At 50.2% G+C, this 21,870-nt stretch carries 11 protein-coding genes; 10 read left to right on the top strand and 1 reads right to left on the bottom strand.

What is annotated here, in order from left to right; translation table 11 throughout:
• Positions 1–111: 111 nt before the first annotated feature.
• The gene (locus JIN87_RS10185; RefSeq protein WP_200355454.1) at positions 112–1,599 is read left to right on the top strand and encodes a sulfatase; all 1,488 of its coding nucleotides are present in this window, start codon (positions 112–114) and stop codon (positions 1,597–1,599) included.
• Between the two features lie 597 nt (positions 1,600–2,196).
• On the opposite strand, the gene JIN87_RS28175 is transcribed toward JIN87_RS10185, so the two are convergent.
• Positions 2,197–2,454, bottom strand: coding sequence for a hypothetical protein (locus tag JIN87_RS28175; RefSeq protein ID WP_234033340.1), 258 nt, complete (start codon positions 2,452–2,454; stop codon positions 2,197–2,199).
• Here JIN87_RS28175 and JIN87_RS29055 point away from each other — a divergent pair.
• The 9 genes from JIN87_RS29055 (at position 2,347) to JIN87_RS10140 (ending at position 21,408) form a co-directional block, all read left to right on the top strand.
• A complete protein-coding gene (locus tag JIN87_RS29055; protein WP_425606330.1) occupies positions 2,347–2,574 on the top strand; it encodes a hypothetical protein in 228 nt (75 codons plus the stop codon). The genes JIN87_RS28175 and JIN87_RS29055 overlap by 108 nt on opposite strands.
• A gap of 166 nt (positions 2,575–2,740) precedes the next feature.
• Positions 2,741–4,207 (top strand): alpha-L-fucosidase, encoded by a 1,467-nt coding sequence (locus JIN87_RS10175; protein ID WP_200355452.1) that lies wholly within the window; start codon positions 2,741–2,743, stop codon positions 4,205–4,207.
• Position 4,208: 1 nt separating this feature from the next.
• Positions 4,209–6,047 (top strand): sulfatase-like hydrolase/transferase, encoded by a 1,839-nt coding sequence (locus JIN87_RS10170; RefSeq protein ID WP_200355451.1) that lies wholly within the window; start codon positions 4,209–4,211, stop codon positions 6,045–6,047.
• Positions 6,048–6,420: 373 nt separating this feature from the next.
• Positions 6,421–7,890, top strand: a complete 1,470-nt coding sequence (locus JIN87_RS10165) for a sulfatase family protein (RefSeq protein ID WP_200355450.1) — start codon at positions 6,421–6,423, stop codon at positions 7,888–7,890.
• 513 nt (positions 7,891–8,403) lie between these two features.
• Positions 8,404–9,249: a helix-turn-helix domain-containing protein gene (locus JIN87_RS10160; RefSeq protein ID WP_200355449.1), complete on the top strand. Its 846-nt coding sequence runs from the start codon at positions 8,404–8,406 to the stop codon at positions 9,247–9,249.
• Positions 9,250–10,409: 1,160 nt separating this feature from the next.
• Entirely contained in the window at positions 10,410–13,688 is a 3,279-nt protein-coding gene (locus JIN87_RS10155) for a TonB-dependent receptor plug domain-containing protein (protein WP_200355448.1), read from the top strand.
• Positions 13,689–14,424: 736 nt separating this feature from the next.
• Positions 14,425–16,038, top strand: coding sequence for a sulfatase family protein (locus tag JIN87_RS10150; RefSeq protein WP_345780792.1), 1,614 nt, complete (start codon positions 14,425–14,427; stop codon positions 16,036–16,038).
• A 929-nt stretch (positions 16,039–16,967) separates the two neighbouring features.
• On the top strand, positions 16,968–17,306 hold the full coding sequence (locus JIN87_RS10145) for a hypothetical protein (protein WP_200355446.1): 339 nt from the start codon (positions 16,968–16,970) through the stop codon (positions 17,304–17,306).
• Positions 17,307–17,718: 412 nt separating this feature from the next.
• On the top strand, positions 17,719–21,408 hold the full coding sequence (locus JIN87_RS10140) for a LamG-like jellyroll fold domain-containing protein (RefSeq protein WP_200355445.1): 3,690 nt from the start codon (positions 17,719–17,721) through the stop codon (positions 21,406–21,408).
• Positions 21,409–21,870 lie beyond the last annotated feature (462 nt).

Genomic DNA, 21,870 nt, shown 5'->3' with positions numbered 1-21,870 from the left:
ATTTAAAATCGCAAGAGAAACGAAGCGGCTTGTTGTTTCGAATCAGGCCCTTCGTGACTCATCGCTGCTGGTTTTTTGTTTCTTCGAAATTGCTGTTACAAGATATCTAGGATGAAGACCATTGTATTGATGTTCGACTCGCTAAACCGGAGACATCTCGGACCTTATGGGGGGGAGATAGATTCTCCGAACTTCGATCGACTTGCTAGCGTAACTGCAACATTTGACAACAGTTACTGTTGCTCAATGCCGTGCATGCCTTCTAGGCGGGATTTTCATACGGCTCGGCCAGGTTTTCTTCACAGGGATTGGGGACCCTTGGAGCCATTTGATGACTCCATTCCGGAAATCCTTAAAAATAGCGGAGTGCACACACATTTAGTTAGTGATCATTACCACTATTGGGAGGATGGTGGTTCGAACTACCACACCCGCTACTCAACCTGGGAGTCCGTTCGTGGGCAGGAGGGTGATCCCTGGGTCGGCCTTGTTGGTAGTCCTGAGCTGCCATCGTCAGCGGCTTCGCAGAATTCGAATTTGAATAAGGGCTTGGTCGTGCAGGACTGGAAGAACAGGGGGGCCATGTCCTCCGAGTCTACTCACTGCCAGACGCGCACGATTGATAAAGGAATCGAGTTTATTGAAAGGAATCACGATGCGGACAATTGGTTGTTGCAAATAGAGTGCTTCGATCCTCATGAGCCATTTTTCGTTCCAGAGAGGTTCATTGAGGATTACAAAGACTCTATGGAGCAGGATCTTGTGGCGGATTGGCCTCATGTAGGCTCTGATTGTTATGATGAGAAGACAACTCAACACCTCCGAGCTTGTTACTCGGCGCTAATCAGAATGTGCGACGAGAGCTTGGGGCGGGTGATGGATGAGTTGGATCGGTATGAGATGTGGGACGATACAATGTTCGTGGTTTGGACGGACCATGGTATTTTATTGGGGGAACACGAAAACTGGTTGAAGAATGTGATGCCCGTATTCAACGAAATAGCACATACGCCATTGTTTGTCTGGGACCCGAGAAGTAGGATAAAAGGGGAACGTCGGAGCTCTCTCGTTCAACCATCGATCGATTTAGGGCCAACTATTTTGCGAAACCATGGGGTTGATTTGCGACCTGATATGCTCGGTAAGGACCTGGCTCAAGTTATTAGCAGTGATCGCCCGGTCCGTGAGTCAGCGATTTTTGGATACTATGGTAAGCATGTTAATGTGACGGACGGGCGTTACGTTTACATGAGAGGGCGTGATGATTCGGTGCCGCAGATAGGGCACTATACTCTTATGCCATGCCACATGAGTCATCGATATTCACCAGAGGAGTTTGTTGGTGTCGAGCTGGTGGAACCTTTTTCGTTTTCCAAGAACTGTCAGCTCTTGAAGTTCAAGATGAACAAAAATAGAGGAGACTTCTCTAGAACGCTCCTCTATGACTTGGAGAAAGACCCACAGCAGGCGAACCCCCTGAGTTCGGCCACCATTGAAAAAAGGATGCTATCGCTTCTCAGAGAGAATCTAGAGCGTTGTGAGGCACCACAAGAGCAGTACTTGAGTCTTGGTTTGGAAGAGCCGGTTGTTGTTAGGTGATCGCTTCTGAGTTTTGAACCTTTAGATATTGTAACGTATAGATGAACCAAGGAAAGCAGGCGCGGTTGAGCGATGACCTTTTTAATCGGCTGAATCAGATTCTTGGGTACGCTCAGTTGATCCAAATCGAAGTTGGGAGTGAAAAATCGCGGAGGGATTTTGAAGCGCTTATGTCTGCTGGAGAAGATTTAACTGAAAGGTTAGGTGAGTTGATCGAGCTTAGCGGTGATGATGCAGTGACACTCCGGTGTTCTAAATGCGAACAACGTTGTTTGGAATCGGATTGTTCCTGATTGCTTTTAGAGAGATTGTTCAGATCGGGAGTAACCACTTTATTACAAACTCGACGGCAAAACGATGGAGAAAATTGAAAAAAAGATGCTGGATCGCCTTTGGGAAACTCCCTGATAGAATTCGGCACCTTCAGATTTCAATCCTGGGAAACAACCACGAAGTTCCAAAGTATTCATAGTGCCAATATGGTATCGTGCTAACTGTTGTTTGTATTGTTAAGGCTCGTCCAGGGCAACGGATCTATACTGCAGGTCAATAGGGTCCAGCTAAGGGACTGGTTTTGGTTTTGCAAACTCATGGATATCAGGGAGAAAGGTATTTGCTTGCGTGTGACGCGTTTGAATTGGATTTCAGCGGATTCTGGCCTTGGTGGGACTGGCGGGCATGGATGCTGGCCGTCTCGTCTTCTCTCAAATAGCGGATGTGATTGTACGCGAGGAGTTCGATCGTTGCGTGTCCAACCATCCCATGCCTCGGGCATGCAGGAGCTTCACGGCAAAGGACCAGTTCCTTTGCATGGTATTCCGCGCAGCTCGCTTGCGGGGAAAGCTTGTGCGACATCGAGGCCTGCCTCGAATCGCAAGCCAAATTGCTCCACGCGGTGGGTATTCGCGGAACGGTTACGCGAGCCAGCCTCGCGTATGCCAACCGATAAGACCCTGCGTATCGAACAAAGCATGAGTCGAATCCTTCAAGTGATCAGTGTGAATATATTTTCCGAAGCCCCTATTCGTCAGCTGCTTATGGAACGCGATACGAGAGACTTAGATGTTTTTGGTTCTAACCGGTTGATGTTCAATGACCTTTAGCTAGCTGCTAGTGCCTGGAACTGATTGTTATAAAATTCATGAAGAAACTGCTCCTGTTTGTATTGGCGTTCGGATTTACTCTGAACGCGTATGCGGCTCCTGTATACGAAGCGAATTGGCAATCTCTCGACGCGAGAGAGACCCCTCAGTGGTGGAAAGATGCCAAGTTTGGGATCTTCATTCATTGGGGTCCCTACAGTGTGCCGTCTTTTTCGAAGAACGGATTTTATTCGGAATGGTATTGGCGGAATCTCGTGGACGAGAAACGCGTGAAGCAAGGGTACAAGGAAACGAAGGCCTTTCACGACGCAAACTACGGTCCGTTGTTCACGTATCCAGATTTCGCGACTGAATTCAAGACCGAGCTCTTTGATCCGGATCAGTGGGCGGAGGTCATGGAGAGTTCAGGCGCGAAATACGTAGTGCTTACCTCGAAGCACCATGACGGTTTCTGCCTCTGGCCCAATGAGCAGGCCGACCGGTCTTGGGGGCGTCCATGGAATAGCGTTGGCACTGGTCCTGGACGAGACTTGCTTGGTGAACTCACCACTGCTGTTCGCAAGACCGAGATGAAGATGGGCATCTACTACTCGCTCTACGAGTGGTACAATCCGCTCTACGCGAGCGACGTGGATCTTTATGTGGACCAGCATATGATTCCGCAGTTTAAGGATGTGGTGAGCAAGTACGCTCCTTCGGTCATCTTCAGTGATGGAGAGTGGGAACATCCGGATACGACATGGCGTTCGACCGAAATGCTGGCATGGCTTTTCAATGAATCTCCGAGCAAGGATGAGATTGTGATCAACGACCGTTGGGGCAAAGGATGCCGTCACACCCACGGCGGCTACTATACGACCGAGTACGGTTCCGGTCTAAACGATCCGAGTATCGCCTGGGAGGAAAGCCGTGGCATGGCTCATTCCTACGGTTTTAGCCGTACCGAGAATCTCGCCGATTACAACACCGGCCAGAAGTTCGTCTACATGCTGGTGGACATCGTCAGTCGCGGAGGGAACTTCCTGCTCGATATCGGCCCTACGGCTGACGGACGCATTCCAGTGATCCAGCAGGAGCGCATGAAGGAGATCGGCGACTGGCTCGCGATCAATGGTGAAGCCATCTACGGGACGAAGGCTTGGAAGAAAAGCTGCCAATGGACCGAGGGTAAGATCCAGGATGCGGAGCGCGGGGAGTACAAATCCGGTTTCGACATCATGCAGCTAACGGTGAATCCACAGGAGGGTTTCGCCACCAAGGAGATGTGGTTCACGCAAAAAGGGGACGCTCTCTATGCGATTTGCCCGGTTTATCCGGAGGACAAGATGCTCATCAAAGGCGTCAAGGTTGCTAAGGACGCTGAAGTTTCGCTGCTCGGGCTTCCTGGCAAGCTGAAATGGAAGCAGCGTGGGGACGCGATCGAAGTCGAAGTTCCCGCCGTTACCCCTTCCACTGCCCCATGCGCTTATGCATGGACAGTTAAGGTGAGTGGAGTTTTTGAGTAGTATGAAAAGATTGATCACTCTGATGATTTTGACTGCCGTGGCGTTCACGGTTGCGGGAAAGGAAAGGCGACCGAACATCCTCTGGATTACCAGCGAGGATAACGGTATAAATTGGATCAGCGCTTATGGTGGAACCAATGCCCAAACGCCTGCGATCGACAGCCTAGCGGATGAAGGGTTTCGCTATGAGTACTGTTTCGACAACGCAGCTGTTTGTGCTCCCACGCGTTCGGTTTGGATTACCGGCATGTACGGGATTTCCAACGGAACGCAGCCGATGCGCAGCCGTAACGAGATCCCGCACGACCAAATCCGCTACTATCCGGATCTGCTGAAAAAAGCTGGTTACCACACCTCGAATCCCGGCAAGACCGACTACAATATAGGCGGACGCGAAGACAAGGAGCCGTGGGATTACGGAAATGGGAAGGAGATCTACGGGTGGCGCGAGCGAAAGCCGGGACAGCCCTTCTTTTGCGTGTACAACATTAACGAATCCCATGAGAGCCGAGCCCATGGTGATGTGGAGAACACGAAAACCGATCCGGCTAAGATGAAGCTGTTCTCGTATCACCCAGATCTACCCGAAATCCGGAAGACTTACGCCAAGTACGCCGATGCGGTGGAGCGCATGGACAAGATACTCGGCAAATGTCTTGCCGCATTGGAAGCGGACGGATTGGCGGACGATACGATCGTGATATACAATTCCGACCACGGCGGCGTGATGGCCCGAAGCAAGCGTTTCGTCTACTCGAGCGGTATTCACTGCCCGCTGATTGTCCGTATCCCAGAGAGGTTCAAGCACCTGTATCCCGGAATGGAGCCTGGAACCACGGTAGATCGTTTGGTGAGTTTCATCGATATGCCAAAGACCTGGCTAAGTCTCGCCGGTGCTGAGATTCCGGATACGTATCAAGGAACAGTGTTCCTAGGTGAGGGCATCGAACCCGAGCCTGAATACCATCTCGCGTTTCGTGAGCGAGCGGACGAGCGCCTCGATAACGTGCGGGTGATGCGTGGCAAGCACTACTCCTACCATATTAATTACATGCCCTTCGCTCCGGCTGGACAGCATCTGGCTTATCTTTGGAAGGCGAAGGGTACGGCTGCTTGGGAGCAGCATCACCGCGAAGGCAAAACAGACGACATCACCGGACGCTTCTTCCGTCCCCGCGTATCGGAGGAATTCTATGACAACCAGGTTGACTTTGATAATGTGTACAATCTGATCGATAGCCCGGCTCATCAGGCGAAGATCGCGGAATTGAAGGCGGCTCTGCGGAGGAAGCAGCTCGAGTTACACGACTCGGGGCTGCTGCCAGAGAAAATGCGAGAACGACGGGCTGCCGAAAACGGACTCACCATTTACGCGATGGTCCGTGACCCGAAGCTGTATCCGCTCGCGGATTACCTTGATGCCGCTGACCGGGCCCTTTCTCGCGACAAGGGAAACCTTGATGCATTTGTTGATGCTTTGTCCGATGTTGACGAAGGTATGCGTTGGTGGGCTGTCGTCGGTATCCACTTGTTGGAGCAAGATGCTTCTCCAGTGAGGAAAACGCTAGAGAAGGCACTTGAGGACGATTCGCACGAAGTGCGGATCATGGCGGCTTGGACCTTGATCAAGCTCGGCAAAACAAAGAAAGCTCTCGCTTGTCTGGAAAGGCTACTGTTCGAAGGTACGAACAACGAGTGGATGCTTCACAATGTGATCGACTGGATGGGTGAGCCAGCCTTGCCGCTCGTCAAGAAGTTCATCGACAACGACGGCGAGCTCAAGGGAAGGTACGGTATCAGTATCTTCGGCCGTATCGCTCAATTGAATGGCTGGTTGTAGAGGGAGAGTTTACCTCTGGCTAATCTCGTTGGTTTGGCTTAGGGGTTCGCTGATGTTGTCGGTGGTGTCTTGTTTTCGAAGATGTAGAGAAGGTATCCTGTTTTGTAATACGGGTATCCGGTTTCGGGGGTTCTCTCAGGACCGCCGGTCGGAAGCCGTTTTCTCGAGGTCGCGGTGGGTGCTGCAGTGAAACGCGCGTCGACTTTTATTGTATCCGTACCGTCAATGCACTCGAAGGTTTGTTCCCACAGGACGCGAAGGAGTATTGCCTGTTTGTCGGGTTTGAGCTTGCCGCTGGTTTTTGGGATATCACTCGCATTCGTGGCGAATCGGGAATTGAGTTGTGGTCGGTTTTTTGGAGGCTAGAAAATTTATGAAAAAGACGTGGATTATCGGATTATTTTGGGCCTGTGTTTCTTCTGTTTGGGCGGCAGAGACACCGAATATTCTCTTCTGTTTGGCGGACGACTGGGGGTGGCCGCACGCGGGGGCGTATGGAGACGAGGGGGTTAAGACGCCAACGTTCGATCGCATCGCTCGGGAAGGCATACTTTTTCACCAAACTTATGTATCCAGCCCGTCCTGTACGCCGAGTCGCAATGCGATAATCACTGGCAAGTATCATTGGGAGCTAGAACGGGGAGGCAATCTCTGGAGTTCGTTGCCCGCCGAGCACGAGAGTTTTATCCATCTGCTAGCGGATAATGGATACATTGTTGGCCGTGACAAACCGAAGACTTGGGGCCCGGGGAAGATCGATTCCTGGAGGAAAGTGCATGGAGAGTTTCCGACCGGGCCGATGTATGATGGCTTTGAGATGTTTCTCGATCAGACTGACGCGGAAGAGAAGCCTTTCTTTTTCTGGTTGTCGACAACCGACCCGCACCGTGGATACGAACGTGATTCTGGGGTGAACTCTGGGATTGATCCGGCGAAGGTTCATTTGTTCAGCCATTACCCTGATACGGATGTCGCGCGCCGAGATGTGGCGGATTACTATTTCGAGGTTCAGCGCTGGGATCGCAAAGTGGGCAGTGCGATCGAGCTTTTGGAGAAGCACGGTTTGCTCGACAATACGATCATCATTATGACCGGAGACCACGGTATGCCATTCCCGCGTTGCAAAGGAAATCTCTACGATTCGGGAGTGCGCGTCCCGTTTGCGGTCATGTGGCCTGAAGGCATTAGGGCGGGCCGTGAGATCGAGGACTTTGTCTCGTTTGCCGACATCGCTCCGACCTTGCTTGAGGTGACGGAGACGCCGATTCCGGAGGAGATGAGCGGAAGTAGTTTCCTTGGGTTGTTAGGGGCGAAGGAGTCGGGTCGCTTGAACAAGAAGAACCGTCCGTTTGCTGTATTCGGTCGAGAACGACACGTGCCTGCTCAAGAGGCTCCCAATATGAACGGGTACCCTTCACGTGGTATTCGCACGCCAGAGTTTCTCTACATCCGGAACTACTTTCCGGATCGCTGGCCCGCCGGAACTCCAGGCGATGACGGCAATACAAACATGCCTAATCAATCGTACGCCGACTGTGATAGTGGGCCGATGACGGATCACATCATTGAGAACCGAGACAAAAATGAAGAGTTCGCTCGGGCCTATGAACTCAGCTTTGCCAAGCGCCCGGCTGAAGAGCTTTATTTGATCGAAAAGGACCCGGATCAAGTGAACAATCTGGCGGATGATCCCGAGTACGCTGCTGCGCTCGCGAAGCTTCGTCGCCAAATGCAAAAACGTCTGAAGAAGCTCAATGACCCGCGTGCGCTGGATCCAGAAACGACGGTCTTTGATGGACATCCCTACTACGGTGGTGGTGGCGGTGCACGACAAAAGAAATAAGTATACAAGAAAATGATACTGGGGGGGGGGCGGTCTCGTTCGGCTCCCCGCTGGCAGTTCGCATTGGCCGCGTCAGCCCATCCTTGCAGGGCGATCTTGCCGGATTCCCCAGGATATGTTCCACAACTTTGCTCTCGGCTTGATGGCGGTTCTTCTGAAGGTCTTGGGCGTTGCTAGTCATCGACGCGAGTTCCCGCTCGCTTGGCCTAGCTGGTTCATGGGGAGCGTTTTCTTTCCTAACGCTGCCTTATGATGTGCATCTTTGAGGAAAAGCTCATCGAAAGTTAGGCTTTTCAAATAACTTCTAAACGCACCCGGCGGATTCCGTCGTAGGAAAAAGAGATTGAGTCCTTGACCTACTTGAGAGAAAGTAGCTCGGTTTTTTATGAGCCTATGAGTTTTGTATCTGCATCGGGCTACCGAACAAATGTGCCAGAGGCCTCATCCGTACCAATGGATGCTCCCATTATGGTCAATGGAATGCATTTTTGGCATAGCCACCCCCACCACCCAATGATCATCGGGAAAGCTATTGCCGAAAACGACGATAGTGAAACGGAGCCGGAAGACCTAACAGGCATTTGTCACACCCACGACCACCCTGAACTGGTCGTTGTAATCGGCGGAAGCGCAATGCATCTCTTTGAGGGAGTCCAGTATCCAGTGTCAGCTGGAGACGTGTTTTGTATTCTGGACAATCAGAGGCATTGCTTTCTCCAAAAGAACAATCTGCAGTTGATGAATGTAATGTACAGCCCCGTCGGCCTCAACTTGCCACTGGACTCCCTTGCGAGAGTTCCTGGTTACAAAGCAATGTTTTCCTTGGAGCCCAGCTACCGAAAGCAGCATGGATTTTCTAGCCGACTGAATCTAGCGCCAGCCGAGCTTGCACATGCCGTTAACAATTTGGAATCCATGTATTCTGAGCAACAGAAGAAACATCCAGGGTACGAGGCTTTCCATCAAGGCAGCATGATAAATCTGCTTCTGTTCCTATCGAGGAAATTCGGCCAACATTCAGGAAGGAAGGCAGGGGCGTTGGTATTAATCGAACCCGTAATTAGCGCTATAGAAAAAAAACCCGAGACCCCTTGGACTTTGAAAAAGATGTCTGATCTAGCCAATCTCACACAACCAAAGCTCAGCCGAAGCTTCAAGGATGCTACCGGCATGGCTCCGTTGGATTACCTCATCAATCTTCGTATCCGCCTCAGCATGGAATTGCTGGCGGGGACCCAGATGAGCGTCACAGACATAGCGTTCGAGGTTGGATTCAACGACAGCAACTACTTCGCGAGGCAGTTCAAGCGGATCAACAATCTGAGTGCAACCGAGTACCGAAACAATATCGAAACCTAGAGCAACTGTTTTTGGGGCAATCGATGTATGCCGCTACTTTTGTGATGCCGTTGAGGTGGATAAGGAGTTTTCGCATCGCCGCCTCGATCGTGGTAAATTTTTACAGGCCAAGACGATCCTTTCGATTTGCCAAATTCTCTCCCTTCTGGGGCACATCCGCTCTCGTCGCCATACTCACTCGCAAAACCTCCCCACGAATCAGTAGAGGAAGTCGGATGCGAATCACCGACGCTCTCGTTTCCCGTGTCTTCCAAGAAACCGAGAGCAACTCCGAGACTCCAGGCTGTCTTCAACAAGTTGCCGACAGTCTAAACGTGAGCAGTGAACAGCTCTGCTCTTATTCGATACCAACGACAGAACTAGTCCTGCCTCCTTCTCATGTGGCACTAGATGAAACGCCGCTTCGGCTGTTTATAATGACTACCCGCCTATCTGGGAGATTGTTTTTCAACTGGTTGACGGGGCAGGGCTCCAGCCGGTCCATCCCTGTTTGGATGGAGCACGCGGAGCCGCTGGTGGCCTCGAAGGCCGCGGCGCTTTTGGGGAATTAGACTTCGCTCAGCTCTGCCTCTTGGCGGTCGCGGGTAAAGTCGTAGTGGCTCTGTGCCCTCAGTCGATCCAGTTGTAGGGTTTGGCATCCGTCGAATTGCCACTGTTTTGTGTAGTCGTGGTCCGGGATTTCCTTTCTGCTTGTGGCCCCCAGCGAATGGTCTTTAGCGACTGTTCTTAAGGACCTGACGCGCACTAAACCCTTTCGGAATTCGCCTAGAGCCTTTTTTTCGAATCTATTGCTCGCGACTGTATTCCGAATTTCTGCAAGTGTTTTCGCTACAGTCTTCAATTGCGGCTCCTTCGAGGAGAGGTTGGTGGTGTGTTGCTGTATGCGTTCAATTCATTGCGGTCATTGCGGTTGTAAGATTGTGCTAGTCGGTGTTAGAATAATCAAGGCTGCTGTGGGGAGCTTCTGTTACTGTTAAGATCTAGAAAGTCTATTGTTGGATATCAATGAAGTGAGTAGTTGATGTCCCATCTAGACATTACCCTCAGCTGTACACCCCGACTGCTTCTTTGAGTTGATCCATAAAAACGGACTCAGATTCCCGTCGACGTTTACTATGCTGAAACGAAGCAACCCCAGCGAAACACTATATCAGCAAACTATGAACAAAATTAAATTGTCTGTATTATCCATCGTCTGCCCGGCGATGCTTGCTTTTGGCCAAAATGGGCCCGAAGCGGATGAAGAAGAGGATGTTTTCGAGCTCTCGCCCTTTGTGGTGCAAGCCGAAGAGGACGTCGGCTATCGCTCGACTGCGACCCTAGCCGGAACTCGAATCAAGACGGACCTCAAGGATGTGGCGGCTTCGGTGAGCTCTTACACCAAGGAGTTTCTTGATGATCTTGGTGCCACCAACGCCGAGGAGCTGTTGGTGTTCGCTACGGGAGCAGAGGTTGGCGGCCTTGGCGGAAACCTGACCGTTAACCGCGTGAGTGGTCAGGGCTTGGATTTCACCTTGGGAACGCTCGAGCTCAATTCGGCCACCCGCGTCCGTGGCCTTGCCGCTGCGGATAACACCAGGGGATTCTTCCAGTCCATTATACCAATGGATTCCTACAATACGGATCGTGTCACCGTGAACCGCGGAGCGAACAATATACTCTTCGGTTTGGGAAGCCCAGCGGGTATCATCGACCGTTCCTTGTCTCAAGCGGGTGGAGATCGAACACGCCTCAAAATTAGGATGGATAAGTTTGGCAGTCTCAGGACTGAGCTTGATGTGGGAAGGCAAATCATTGAAGATAAGCTCGCTTTGCGCTTGATCGCCTTGTCCGAACAGAAGGAATACGAACAGACGAGTGCCTTCAATGATCAGGAGCGCTTCTATCTGACGGCCGATTATAGCCCTTGGAAAAACGGAAAGATTGTCGCCAGCTACGAGACCGGCGAAGGGGAAGGTTCCAATCCCAGTGTAGCGCCTCCGAGAGACGAGTTCTCTTACTGGTGGGAGATTGGTCAACCGACAGTTCCTGCAGGTCAGGCGGCGGGCAATGGCTTCATCGCCGTCGATGGTCAGAATCTCCGTTACTTCGATCTCTTGGTGGCCAATCCTCCACGCGGTCCTGCGAGTGCCTACATGCCTGGCGAACTAGATTCTTCATATGGCTTTATTGCCCTTCCGGCCGGTCAAGGGCTCTTCGGTCCAAGGGTGACGGCAGAGCATCCGCAGTATGACGTCATCGCTGCGAACAAACGGGGGAACTACAATATGAGGAACCTGGCTCTGGTCGGCCTATCAAGGTACAACCGAAATACGGCGAAAAACCCGTACGCTACGTGGATGCAAACGACGCAGATCCTCGACCGCTCGGTTTTCGATTACAGAACGGAGAAGCTCACCGGAAACAATGACAGGCGCACCTTCGACTTCGACGCCGTCAATGCATCCTTTCAGCAAAGTTTCTTCGAGAATCAACTCGGTTTCGATTTGACGTTCGACAAGCAATCGGTCGACCACGGCAACATCAATTTCGGCGGATTTAGCTTTCGTTCAAACAACCTTGGGATCGACTTGACCCCGCACCTGATTGATGGCTCGGACAATCCAGGTTTTGGCCGGGCGTTCATAGCGGTCCGACCACGCTGGCAGGATCGCACGGATGAGATCGAGACCAGTCGATTCACCGCTTACGCCAAGTTCTTGGGCGAGCAGGTGCTTGGTGACAATGGCAAGTGGTTAGGCGATCACGTCTTCACTTTCCTAGCGGACAAGTCTGATAGAGAGCAGACGAGACTCCAAGGCAATATGCAGACCTACCGTCCGGATCTAAGCGGTCCTGCTGGTCATAACGCCGCTTCGGGCACTGTGGTAAATGGGTTAAGTGCCACTCACGTTCATTACATATCAGAGCCATTATTCGGCCTCGCCGGTCCTGAAGGGCTCGGACTTGAGGGGATCCTTGATGACGTCCCGTACCGTACAGAGTCCACAATCACGTACACGGACGTAGCGACAAGGACTCTTCAGACGGGAACATTCCCGATGTCGAACTATTTTACGGACAGGGACTATTCTGTGTATATCGCGGATATGATGAGGTCGTCTACAGAATCATTGGCTTTGGCATGGCAGGCGTCTTGGTTTGACACGCTTATCACTACGGCGGGATGGAGAGACGATAGTTTCGAAGAGTGGGCCCCAGGCCAACCTACTCCCGATGTCTTCGGAACCCGTTCGCTCAATGCGCCTGGATATGGCTATGCGGATGTGCCAGACACTGATGAGCAAAAAGACACCTTCAGTTTTGGGACTGTTCTTCATGCTCCAGAGTCTATCGATAAGCTGCTGCCGGAGTTTCTCGACCTCAGTCTACATTACAACGAGTCAGAGAACTTCAAACCCAGTAGCCCGACGAGAAATCCGTTCGGCGGCTTTTTCCCCTCCCAAGAGGGGACTTCGACTGACTACGGCTTTTCAGCTACCTTTAATGACAGGCTGACCTTCAAGGCTACCTGGTACGAGACTTCGCAAGACAACGTCGCAGACGCTGACATCGTTGGCTTCTACAACCAGTTCTTTTCGCTGCTTCCGGAACAGGTTGTTGAGAACAACACGGCAGCAGAGATTACAGCGGCTAATTACCCGCTTCCAGATCCGCGGATTCTGGAATCTATCGGATGGACGGTCACTCCCGACCCTAACGGCGGGCTCCCATCGGTAACCACCAACCAAAGTGTTGGCGACATTACGTCGGTGGTCTCAAAAGGAGTTGAGTTCGAACTTGTTGGTCAGATTACCGATTCATGGAACATCTCGTTCAATGCATCTCAACAGGAGGCGGTGAAAACTGGGATTGGCCAGACGGCGGCTGATGAACTCTTGAGGTTAGGGAATGCCATTATCGATCAGCCAGCGGGTCAGCTCTTGGGTAATGGCGGTAACCCCATTGAAGGCGCTATGACGAATAGATTCGCAGCGTTTAAGACGCACCTCCTCGGTGAAGGAACCCTAACCCAGAACCTTGTCGAATGGCGGGCCAACCTCGTGAACAGCTACCGCTTTAAGGATGGCAAGTTCAAGGGGCTTGGATTGGGTGCTGGTTTGAGATGGCAAGATGCTCCGGCAATCGGTTATGAAATAAAGGGAGACCCTACTGTGCCGGGCGGATTGTACCAAGATCCCAACAGCCCAGTTTTCGGGGATGAGTCCTTCTTCACTGATGTTTGGGTGAGCTACCCAGTCGAAATCGGCGAAACAAAGGTCAAGCTTCAACTGAACGTGAAGAACCTTTTCGATGACAACATCCTGCTTCCCGTTCATCGCAACCCAGTGGAGGCCTTTGAAGGAACCTACGCGGCAGAAAGTATAGGAACGCACAGCGATATCTATCGACTGTACGGCGGCCGTGAGGTATTCCTTACAGCTACCTTCGATTTCTAGAAAATCGTTTTCTTCGCTATAATCGTCCGTTCCTGTTGGGACGGACGATTCGTGTTTGGACTCGTAAGAGGCAAAATTCAGATGGCCAGAGATTGCTCCGTGCGGCCAATATATATTACTAGCGGCTTTGTCTTGAGCCGCTTTTTTTATAAAAGCACGTAGGTGCGAAGAACGAATTAGGCCTGTTATGAGTATGCTTAAATATATCTCAATTCTTTTATTAAGTCTCTCTCTTCTATCTCTTGCGCGTCACTGCTGATTTTAATTGCTACGTTTCTCCCCCGGGGGGGGGGCTTTTTTGTGAACAGCTTGGACTAGACCCCGCAAGGCAGGTATGTAGAAACTGAACACAACAAACAAAAAGGTCACCGCTGTCTAACAAAGTGAGGTAGTGTCAGGTATGATACTTGCAAATCTGAGCGAGTATGCTGAGTTTGATCTTGGCTGGCTTTTTTCTCGTTTTTACTCGCCGATTCTTGATGGACTCGGCGTGCCAGCCACCCCAAGTATCTAAAATTCACTACATCTATGAGATGGCTGTGTAATCAGATTTTGGACATTAAACCGCTTCAAGAGCCTTATTGGTTGGAGTTCTGCTTCGTGAAAATCTCTATGTGTCTTTGGCTGAAATGAGTGCTTAAAATGTCTACCGCTGCGGCTAACATTGGCTAAAAAATATTCCTACAATAGACTTATGAAATTCCATATTCAGATTATCCTATTAAATTGCCTTGCAATGGCTACATTGCTGCATGGTAAGGACGATCGTCCTAACATTCTGTTTATAATGTCAGATGATCACGCATACCAAGCGATTAGCGCCTATGATAATAGGTTGATAGAAACTCCGAATATCGATCGGATAGCCAAAGAGGGAATCCTATTTTCAAATGCGAGTGTTACGAATTCGATTTGTGCTCCCTCGAGGGCAACAATCCTTACTGGGAAGCACACCCACCTGAACGGAAAAATCGACAATCTCAGTCCGTTTGACAGTTCGCAAATCACTTTTCCCCAAATGATGCATGATTCGGGTTACCAAACAGCACTCTTTGGGAAACTTCACTTTGGCAACAACCCCAAAGGCTTCGATCAGTTTCGCATTTTACCTGGGCAAGGAAGCTATTACAATCCGGATTTCATCACCAAAAACGAGGGACGCATTCAGATTCAAGGTTATGTTACCGACATCATTACAGACATGACGTTGGACTGGTTGAAGGAAGAGCGTGACGATTCTAAGCCATTTTTGCTTTTTTATCTACATAAAGCGCCTCATCGGGAATGGCTACCAGCGCAACGACATCACGAGGAATACACCCAAAAAACGTTTAAGGAACCCGCCAACTTGTTTGATGATTACGAAGGCAGGGGAACTGCAGCGAAGACTGCCGAAATGAACTTATTGGACGACATGCACTGGGCGGGGGACTCTAAATTGTATCCCGAAACCATGGAAAAATTGGGAGTTGAACCGGTCACGACCAATACTCACCTTGGCAGTGGGCGTAGCTGGGACATCGAAAGGCTGATGGTTGATTTGAATCGCTTCACTCCCGAGCAGAGGGAGAAATGGGATGCTAGCTATGAGATGGTCAATCAGGATTTTGTCGATCGATACGCAAGCATGTCTCAGGAGGAATTGATGCGCTGGAGATACCAGCGCTACATGCAGGACTATCTGGGCTGTATTGCATCGGTGGATGAAGGAGTTGGTGAAGTGTTGGATTATCTAGACGAAGCCGGTCTAGCTGAAAATACGGTCGTTGTTTACACTTCGGATCAAGGGTTTTACCTGGGTGAGCATGGCTGGTTTGATAAGCGTTTCATGTACAATGAATCCTTTAAAACCCCATTGCTAATGCGTTGGCCAGCGGAAGTTAAATCTGGCAGCACTAGCGATGAAATGGTTCAGAATCTCGATTTTGCCCAGACTTTTCTTGAACTGGCTGGGGTTGAGGAACACGAGGATATGCAGGGCGAAAGTCTCGTCCCTTTGTTGAAGGGCCAAACAGATCAGTGGACTCGCGACGCCGTCTACTATCATTATTACGAGTATCCTTCAGTGCATATGGTCAAACGCCACTATGGTATAGCAACCAAACAATATAAGCTGATCCACTTTTATTACGATGTGGATGAGTGGGAGCTTTATGACCTTGAAAAAGATCCGACCGAGATGAACAGCGTATATGGAGATCCGGAATATGCCGCTGTTCAGGAAGATATGTACCGCAAGCTCTCTGAAGTTCGCGTCTATTATAGAGACAATAAGGAAAATGATGATCGTTTCATAAAGGAGTATAAGGAAAAGGTCGAAAAAATGCGCCAGAAAAATGAGTCGCATTGATCTTGATTGACGGACAAAAGAGTTCTTCTGGGTACATGAGCGTGCACCTGGCCGAGTGGTACCTCAGTCGATTATCGCCCTGCGATTCGACGTGTCGGGCTGCATGGGCAACCTGTATCCGAAAAATGGACTCTAACCGCGGATTCGGTTCGCGAAGATGGCTTGGCCTATGCGCGCAGATTAGAGGGGGCACTAAGCGGATTTCAAAGAGAGGGCGACCACTCCAATCCGTTTGTTTTTCGCAATGGCATCATCTCGTTGCAGCCCGAGCGGTTCACATGGGATCATGCTGTGAAAAATAAAAAACAAACCGATCCCCGTTCCTGCTGAAGTCACATGGGAGGTGTATCCTGCGAGCTTGGACGTTTGGAGTTGCGAAGGTGTCACGGAAGACAATCTAAGCGGTCAGGTGGCGTTGGTGCAGCAGCTTGATAACAGGACGCATATGCTCGAACTCATCGCCGGAGGTAGGGCGAGAATAAATGAAACCCTGATTTATAAAACGGGTTTATAGGTTTTGGGGTTGGTCCATTTTTTTCTAGGTAGTATCACTTCGCAAGGAAATGTCCATCGGCGCCATCGCCCGCGTCACCGGGCTGCCTTGCGAAACGGTCACGGAGATTGTGAAACGGCGCCTGGCCCGAAAGTACGGCAAGGTTGCCGTCGGTTCGGCGCTCCGCCTGGGCGTAGGCGAAGTCTACCTGGGCGGGAGTTTCGGGTTCATCACCGTGGTCAGAGTCCAGGGCGACAGGCAGGGGCCGGTTCGTGGGCAAAGGCAAGAGCGGGGACGCGCGCAAGCCCTTCGAGCCCCGGCTAAAGCGCGAGGCACGTCAGATCGAAGTAGGTTGCCATGGGCATGTCCAACGCCCACGCCGCGTGTCTCGTCGAGGTCTTTCTCGACGCCGATATCGTGTCCCGTGGTAGAGCTGATGAACGAGCGCGTGGACGCGCTGCACCGCCAGGCGATGAACAAGTTCGCCGACGAGCAGAAGAAGGAGCTCAAGGGGAAGCGATACCAGCTTCTGCGAAGCCAGGTGAGCCTCAAGGTGCGTTGCCTCAAGCGGATGGCCAAGACGATCCGCAAGCGGGGCGAAGGCTTGTTGGGCTTCTGGGGGCATCAACAGCGCCAGCCAGGAAGGTTTCAACGGCAAGATCGGATGGCTAGAACGTCAAGTTTGTGGATACAGGGACGAAGAGTTCGTGCGCCTGAAGATATGCGACCTGCTAGACCTCTCCACCGGAAGGGACCTTTAAACCGAGATCCGTGAAGAACCCGTTTGTTTTAAATAAGTCAGTCGGAGATGTGTGAAAATCATGCTAGTGATTTTGGAATCGTTAAGGACTTTGACGTGTCAACCTGCTACGGTTTCCTGTACCCCCGAATTTGTCTCCAATCCGGTCTCCAATCCGGTTGGGACTCTGGAGACATCAAGGCCTGCGAGTTCAACCAGGTCTCCCGCTTTAATGGAGATCCCCTAAAAACGTTAAAGAAAGGTTTGTGTCATGATTTCGAAGTACTGCATTTCAGCGGTTTTCCTCCTTTTATTTCAGTCGTTCGTTTACGCAACGGCTCCCACAGTATTGTGGGTTTCTCCTACTGGAAGTGGGACTGACTTTACGGAAGCAAACCCTGGTGGTTTGTGGGCAGCTAGAGCTGAAGTCAGATCCCTCAATAATAATATGAACTCTGATATCATTGTGAATCTCAAGGGTCCGTATTACAACTTCAGTCAGCCATTCGTGTTGGAAGAGGCGGATAGCGGTACTAATGGTCACAACGTGATATGGCAAGCTGCTCCCGGTCCTGATCCAGTGGTCATCAGGGGGCAAGTGCGTTTCAAAGGTGGTTGGTCCTCTGTGGGCGGTAACATCCACAGGCTCGATGTGTCCTCGGCTGGTCTTGAGTATATTCGAAATGTTTGGCTTTCTGATGGGTCGAGACTTCCCATTGCGAAAGCCCCTGGCCTTTTGGTCGGCACTCAAAGATGGGACGATCCTAATACCTCTTACACCGATTTTGATGGTTTTTACATTAACTCAAGCGATCTCCAAAGCTCTTATCTCAATGTAACAGACATCGAACTGAACTATAGGATAGAGTGGAATAATCACCGACGTAAAGTCCTTGACATCGTTGATGCCGGTGGCGGTCAACACATCGTTAAATTTAAACAGCCTTACGCTAGTTGGGGCGGTACTGGTTTTGGGAAGGTTGATTACGATGAGCATTTTGAACTGCTGCACGCATATGAAGAACTCGACCAAGATGGTGAGTGGTACTACAAAAGGGATACCCAAGAGCTCTTTGTCTACTGGGCAGGGGGGTACGGTGTGTTAAATGACGCTGAATTTATGCTACCTCGCACCGACAGCCTGCTGGAAATAAAGGGAACCGATTTGAACGAACGAGTCACTAATATCGTGATTCGTGGGCTCCAATTTCGATATACAAAATGGGATTATCCGAGTATAGAGGGATTTACTTCAGCGCAGGCTGGCTCTTACATCACGGATCAAGGAACCGTAAACCGTATCCCTGGTGCCATTATTCTTGAAGATGCAGAGTATATCCGATTCGAGAATAACATGGTGACCAATGTGGGTGGTTCGGGAATAAATCTAGTGAATAATACTGCGAAAATAGAAATAATAGGTAATGATTTTGTGGATGTTTCTGCTGAGGCAATCGTGGTGGGAGATAGGCTGCATGACCAAATAAATGTCCGCGAGGGAGAGGCCACGCCTAAAGATATTAAGATTATAAATAACGATATTTCGTGGGCAGGAGCTGAGTTCACATGTGCTCCAGGTATCACTGCATACTATGGCGAACGGATGCATATCCTACAAAACACGCTTAAAAATCTGCCTTACACAGGGGTTTCCATTGGTTGGGGTTGGAGAAATAATAACCAATTTTTAACTAATGATAATCTCGTTAGCTTTAATCACATTACTGACTACAACGAAACACAAAGAGATGGTGCTGGTATTTACACCTTAGGCCAGCAGCCAAATTCTTTTGTGGACGGAAATTACATTAAGCCATCGGATAATGCGTCCGATGGTGGTTACGCTGGGATTTACTTTGACGAAGGTACGCGTCATTACAAAGCAAGAGGCAATGTGGTAGAGGTTCCCAGTGATGTTCATCGAGGCTGGGTTAACCTGCATTCAGTTCCCATTCCATTCGATTTAGGTCTTCCCCCTTTCCATATCGAAGCCAAAGATGATATCGAAGTGACTGATAACTATTCCTCTGCGCTAACCATCGGAAATGAAGAGGACTACGAAGGTGCCCTTGGTCTTGGCGACGGAATCGTCTCAAATACGGTTCAGGATGTTTATGTTCAAAACACTACATACGTCCCGTCTGCTATCTGGACGGGTGAAGCTGATGAAATCATCCAAGCCGCAGGCGATAGAAAATACCTTTTGGCTCATTGGCGTTTTGACGAAGGGACGGGTTCGGACGCACTAGACGTAGCCTTGGGCGACGCTACGGATAATGACGCTACCTACAATCTTGCGAGTCCAGTGGTTTGGGAAAAAGGAATTTTCGGACAGTCAGCTGAGCTTTCCGGGAGTGGGACCTTCAACGTGGCTCATGATGCAGAGCTTAATCCGACAAAGGCGATAACTGTTTCAGCTTGGGTTCGCTTAGATCAGACCATTCAAAACCACGCCTCAAACTTTCCCGTATTGGCAAATAAGCAAGACTGGGGTAACAAGCTAGGTTACAATTTGGGTTTTATTAAATCTGACGGTTCCCTGTTATTTAGAATTTTGGGAGGTGGCAGTAATCACGATATCAGAATTACTAACCACGGTTTGCAGGTAAACACATGGCATTTGATTACCGGAACCTTCGACGGTGAAAAGATGAAACTTTACGTCGATGATCAGGAGAAGGCGGAACTCGCGTACACTGGCACCATCGGCACGTCGACTCAGGATCTCAAAATAGCTAGTGGCGTAGAAGGTCGTATCGATGATGTCAGAATCTATAATCGAGCTTTGAGCGATATACAAGTTGCGAGTATGTACAATTATGGTACTCCTGAGGCCGACGTTTTTCCTGATCCTTTAAACCCGAATCGGGACGCACTGACTCAGATGAAGGGTAAGGATTTCAATGAGACCAATGAAGTCCTCGCGGGTAATGTTTTATACTCTATACACGGAGGCGATTGGGTCAAATTGGCAGATGTTCAGTTTGGTTCAGGCGTCAACGGGGTAACCGCTCGTCTGCGGACAGATAGTAACTTGGCAACCGTTGAGTTGCGCTTGGGTAGTCCGACAGGTGCGCTAATTGCTGAGATCAGACCTTTTGCCACTGCTGGTAACTTTTTTGATTTTGATGCTCCAATAATAAGCCCCGTTACAGGCACAAATGATCTCTTTATTGTATTCCCTGAGGTGAATGGCGAGGTCGTCTCCTTTTTTGACTGGGTACAATTCTCTGCGAGTTCATTGGCTCATTCAAAACCTACCCCTTCGGGCAGTACGAATCTTGCTCTAGGCGGTACGGCCACAGCGACCTCCGAGAGGGACAGCACTAAGGTAGCGTCGAAGGCCATCGATGACAACATCGACACTTTTTGGTGGGCCGACCCGGTACCCTACGAATACTGGCAGATCGACCTTGGTCAAGAGTACCAGGTTGCCAAATTTGAGATGGTGGCAAGGCAAAACTTTGATGATGCGAAAGCCAGACGGGGTTGGACGATATTGGGGTCGAACGATCCGGGATTTCCCACAGACCCTGCGAATTTCGTAACCTTAGGACGCATCAACTCCGGGTTTCCTCACCAAGGGACTTGGGAAGGTACTGTTCAAAACTCAGGAACGTATCGATACATCAGAGTTCAAAAGAATAAGGACACCAAAACAAACTTCGCCGAGTTTCGAGTGTTTGAGGCTATTGTTCCAAAATCCGTTGGGATGAATGTAGCCGCTTGGAAAACAGCAACTAGCTCGGGCGATTGGAATAACAGTCTCACCTTTGCAGCTAGCAAAGCTGTAGATGGAGACGACGCGACTATTTGGCATAGCGCTGGTGGTGCAGGAGACCATTGGTGGTACGTGGACCTTGAATTCGCGAAAGAGATTTCAAAAGTTGAAATGGTTGCTCGTCAGGGCTACGACCAAGAGTGGGCTCGTTCCAATTTCGAGATTGTCGGAATGAATACACCGGATATCAACGCAGGTGTGGTGATTGCCAGAAAAACTGAGGCACCGTTTGCTGCAGAGGGCACTTGGGAAGGGTGGGTCTCTGATACCACTGCATATCGATATGTAGGTGTTCGAAAAGTTGGCGGTGGCCTTATGAACTTTGCCGAACTGCGGGTTTATGACGTCGGAAATTGAAATAAGTCAGATTGTCCGCCTCCTCAGGGGGCGGACGCTCTTAAGTGCAAACAGCACGATGTCGTTCCGGATTGGGTGAATCAAGTCGTTTCGGAGTACCCAGAGCACCGCATTATTGTACTTCTCGCTCTTGTATGAGATCGAATAGGTTGGGAAGTACGCTTGGCAGAAATTTGTTAAGAAGTTCGAGAATATATTTATGGTTCTCTGTGGACGCCATGCAGGAGAAACGGTTCGCGCTCGACGCATTCAACATGCGGATCTTCCAGCTGATTCGACTTGGAGTATTCGGCGGAGTTGCCTTCGGTTGAGGCGGTTGGATCTGGTTTTTTTTATATATATATGATTTGTGGTATTGTTGTGTCGGTGATATATTTTATTAATAGGGATATGAGACATCTGTCGGTTGCTTTCTTATCGGTAATTACATTTGTCTGTGCGTTCGCGGCCCAGGCTAGGCCA

The organism is Pelagicoccus mobilis (assembly GCF_016595505.1).
Taxonomy (GTDB): Bacteria; Verrucomicrobiota; Verrucomicrobiia; order Opitutales; family Opitutaceae; genus Pelagicoccus; species Pelagicoccus mobilis.
This window is presented reverse-complemented; position numbering and strand designations above follow the sequence as displayed.